The 3,491-nt window shown below is 77.3% G+C and carries 2 protein-coding genes; both read left to right on the forward strand.

Annotation, left to right across the window (positions count from 1 at the left end):
* A partial coding sequence (locus tag ABFX54_RS56150) for an FtsX-like permease family protein (protein ID WP_346115531.1) occupies window positions 1–2,101 on the forward strand: 2,101 nt, incomplete at its 5' end.
* The coding region (locus ABFX54_RS56155) for a hypothetical protein (protein ID WP_346115532.1) at window positions 2,098–3,491 on the forward strand (1,394 nt) is incomplete at its 3' end. The genes ABFX54_RS56150 and ABFX54_RS56155, both read left to right, overlap by 4 nt.

Here is a 3,491-nt window from a genome sequence, read left to right on the forward strand (position 1 = left end):
GCTCGCCGGCGCGGTCGCGATCCCGGCGTCGTCCGCCCTGCACGCCGGGCTGACCCGGCTGCCGCCCATGGCCGGGGCCGGGCTCGCCACGCCTTTCGGCGTGAACGCCGCACAGGTGCTGTCCGTGGACGGCGGCTCGCTGGCGCTGGCGGCGGTGCTCGTCGTGCCCTCGCTGCGGACCGCCGCCACGGGGGCGCGCGGGCGGCGGGAACTGCTCGCCCGATCCGGCGCCGACCTGCTCCTCGTGGCCCTCGCCTGCGTCGGCTGGTGGCAGTTGCGCGACCAGCCGGCCGGTTCCGGTTCTCCGGTCGACGCCGTACGGGTGCTCGCTCCAGCGCTGCTGCTCATCGCCGGATCAGCGGTGACGTTGCGCCTGGTGTGGCCCGCGTTGCGGGTCGTGGAACGGCTGGCCGCCCGGGCACGCGGGCTGACGGTGCCGCTGGCCGCGTTCGAAGCCGCCCGCAGGCCACAGGCGGTCGCGGCGGGGCTGCTGATCGGGCTGGGCTGCGCGGCGGCCACGTACGGGATCGGGTTCGACGCCACCTGGCAGCGCTCGCAGCAGGACCAGGCCGATCTGTCGGTCGGCACCGACCTCGCGCTCACCCTCACCGCGCCGGCCGCCGCCGGGCAGGGCCGGGAGATCGGCGCGGCCACCGGGGGAGAGGTGAGCCCCGCCACCGATCGGGGCATCGCGGTCGGGCAGTGGCTCGGCGGCGCCGGTGACCCGCCGCGGCTGATCGCCGTGGACACCACGCGGGCCGGAGCGCTGCTGCGCGGGCGGCTGAACGACGGCCGCACCTGGAACGCGGTCGGCGCCGCGCTCGCGCCGCCGGGGCGCGCCGACGGTGTCCCCGTCCCGGCCGGAGCCGCGCTCTCCCTGATCGGGAAGGCGACCGGCGCGACGCCGCTCACCGTGACGCCCCGGCTGCTGCTGCAGGACGAGACCGGGCTGCGTACGCCGTGCACCGGTGCGCCCGTTCCGCTCGACGGGAAGGCGCATCGGCTGCCGGACTGCGCGACGGCCGAGGGGCTCCGGCTGGTCGCGGTGTCGCTGCCGTTCGCGGTCGAGACGGGGAACGTGGGCACCGGCTACTCCGACGCGCTGGCCGAGTTCCCGGCCGGAGACAGCCGCGTCGCCGTGACCCTCACCGTGACGGGAACCGGATCTGAGGCGTCGCCCTGGACCGCCACCTCGGCCGGGCCGGTCCCCGGCCAGCTCGGCAACCCCGCCGTCGCCCTGACCGCCACCTCCGCCGGCACCGAGCTCAAAATGACCACGACTGTCGCGCTGAAGGGCCCGCCGGACGCCGCCAGAACGTTGGTCGCTACCGCCTTCCCGGCCCAAGGACCGGTGCCCGTCGCCGTCTCCGCCCGCTTCGCCGGCGAGGCGGGCGTCAAGCGCGGCTCCCGGCTCGACCTCACCGTCGGGCTCACCCCCGTCCAGGTCAGGGTGGCCGAGGTGCTGCCGGCCGTGCCGTCCGCTCCTGGCGCCGCGGCCGTCCTGGCCGACTTCGACGCCCTCTCCCGCGCCCTCGCCGTCAGCGGCGACTTCGACATGCCCGTGGACGCGTGGTGGGTCGGCCGTCCCGTCAGAGCCGACGTGGCCGAGCTCCGCCTCGGCGCCGTCACCACGCGCGCGTCCGAGACCGCCCGGCTCACCGGCGGCCCGCTGAAAGCCGGGCTGCCGGCCGTGCTCCGGCTGCTCGTACCGGCCGCGGTGCTGCTGATGCTCGCGGGGCTCGTGCTGCACGTGACGTTCGACCTGCGGGCCCGCGCCGTCGAGGTGGCGCGCCTGCGGGGCCTGGGGATGACCCGGCGCGAGATCCGTACCGTGCTGCTCGGCCAGCACGCCGGCATCCTGCTGCGGCTGCGCGCGGCGGGCGCGCTCGTCGGCGCGCTGGCCACCCGCGTCGTCGCGCCGCTGCTCGTCCGCTCCGACACCGGCGCGGCCCCCGTGCCGGAGGTGCTGCCCGTCTGGCCGTGGGCCGCAGAGGCCGTCCTGCTCATCGGGCTGCCGGCCGGGTGCGCGCTCGCGGTGAGCGCCGTGGTCGTGGTCCAGGCCCGGCGCGCCGACGCCGCGTATCTGCGGGTGACGTCATGAGGATCCCGGCGCCCCACTGGCCCAGCGTCGCCGGTCGCGCCCGCGCCGACGCCGGGCCCCTGCTCCTCGCCGCCGTCGTGGTGGCGGCCGTCACGCTGCTGGCCGGCGCGGTGCCGCCGCTCCTGTCCGCGACCGCCGACGCCCACGTAAGGGAAACGGTCCGAGGGAACGGCGGCGACCTCCAGGTCCACAGCCGGATGGAAGCCGACGACGGGCCGAACGGCAGCCGCCTTCGCCACCCCCGCCTGGCCGAGGACGTCGACGACTTCATGACCAGGGCGACGGACGAACTCGGCCCCGGCCTGCGCGCCGCCCTGCGCCCACCGGTCGCCACCGTCGTCAGCCCCACCCTCAAGATCACCGATGGCAGCGTGCTGCGGACGTTCCAGCTCGCCTACGTGGCCCGCGCCGGCGGGCCCGGCGTGACCTGGACGGCGGGCGGCCCGCCCCGGCCCACCGCCTCCGAGACGGCGTCGGTTCCCTACGGCGCGCCGCCGTGGCCGGTGCAGGTGGGCCTGTCGGAGGCGGACGCCGCCGCGCTCAGGCTCCGTCCCGGCGCCCGCCTGCCGCTCGCCGACGAGCAGGGAAATGTCAAGACGGTCCAGGTCAGCGGCATCTTCCGGCCTCGCGACAGCGCCGATCCCGCCTGGCGGGCGCTGCCCGCGCTGCTGAGTCCCGTCGCCGGCGCGGACGGCAGGGGCAGTACCCGGTTCGCCGGGCTGCTGTCCCGCGAGTCGCTGCCCGACGCCCGGCTCGCGTTCGGCCAGGACGAGTTGCGGCGTACGGTCCGGTTCACACCCGACCCGTCGCGGCTCACCTGGGACGCGGTCCCGCCGGTCGCGGCGAAGGTGGTCGCGCTCAAGGCGGCCTCCGGCTCCTCCGGCGCCAGGGACGGCTCGCTGAAGTGGGAGACCCGGCTCGACGGTGTGCTGCGGACCGTGAGCTCGCAGGTCGAGGCCGCGTTCGCGCAGGCGTCCCTGCTGGTCGTGACGCTGCTGGCGGTCGCCGTCCTGGTCCTGCTGCTCGCCGCCGACCTGCTGGTGCGCCGCCGTGCCCGCGTGCTGGCCGCCGCCCGGCAGAGAGGGATGTCGCTGCCGGTGATCGGGAGCGAGCTGCTGCTCGAATCGGCCGTGACGGCGCTGCCGGCCGCGGCGGCCGGGCTCGGCCTGGCCCGGGCGGTCGCGCCGGGGGCCTCCTGGGAGTGGATCGCGCCCGTGGTGGTCACGGCCGTCGCCGCCGGACCGGCGTTCGGGACGCTCACCGCCGCCCGCGCCACCCGGGACCGTCGCGTTCCGGCCAACCGGAGTGCGCGGCGGTGGCTGAGTGACACCGTACGGCTGCGGCGGGCCGCTCTGGAGGCCGGCGTGCTGGTGGGCGCGGACGGCATCCA

It is taken from the genome of Nonomuraea maheshkhaliensis, from assembly GCF_039529435.1.
Classification (GTDB): domain Bacteria; phylum Actinomycetota; class Actinomycetes; order Streptosporangiales; family Streptosporangiaceae; genus Nonomuraea; species Nonomuraea maheshkhaliensis.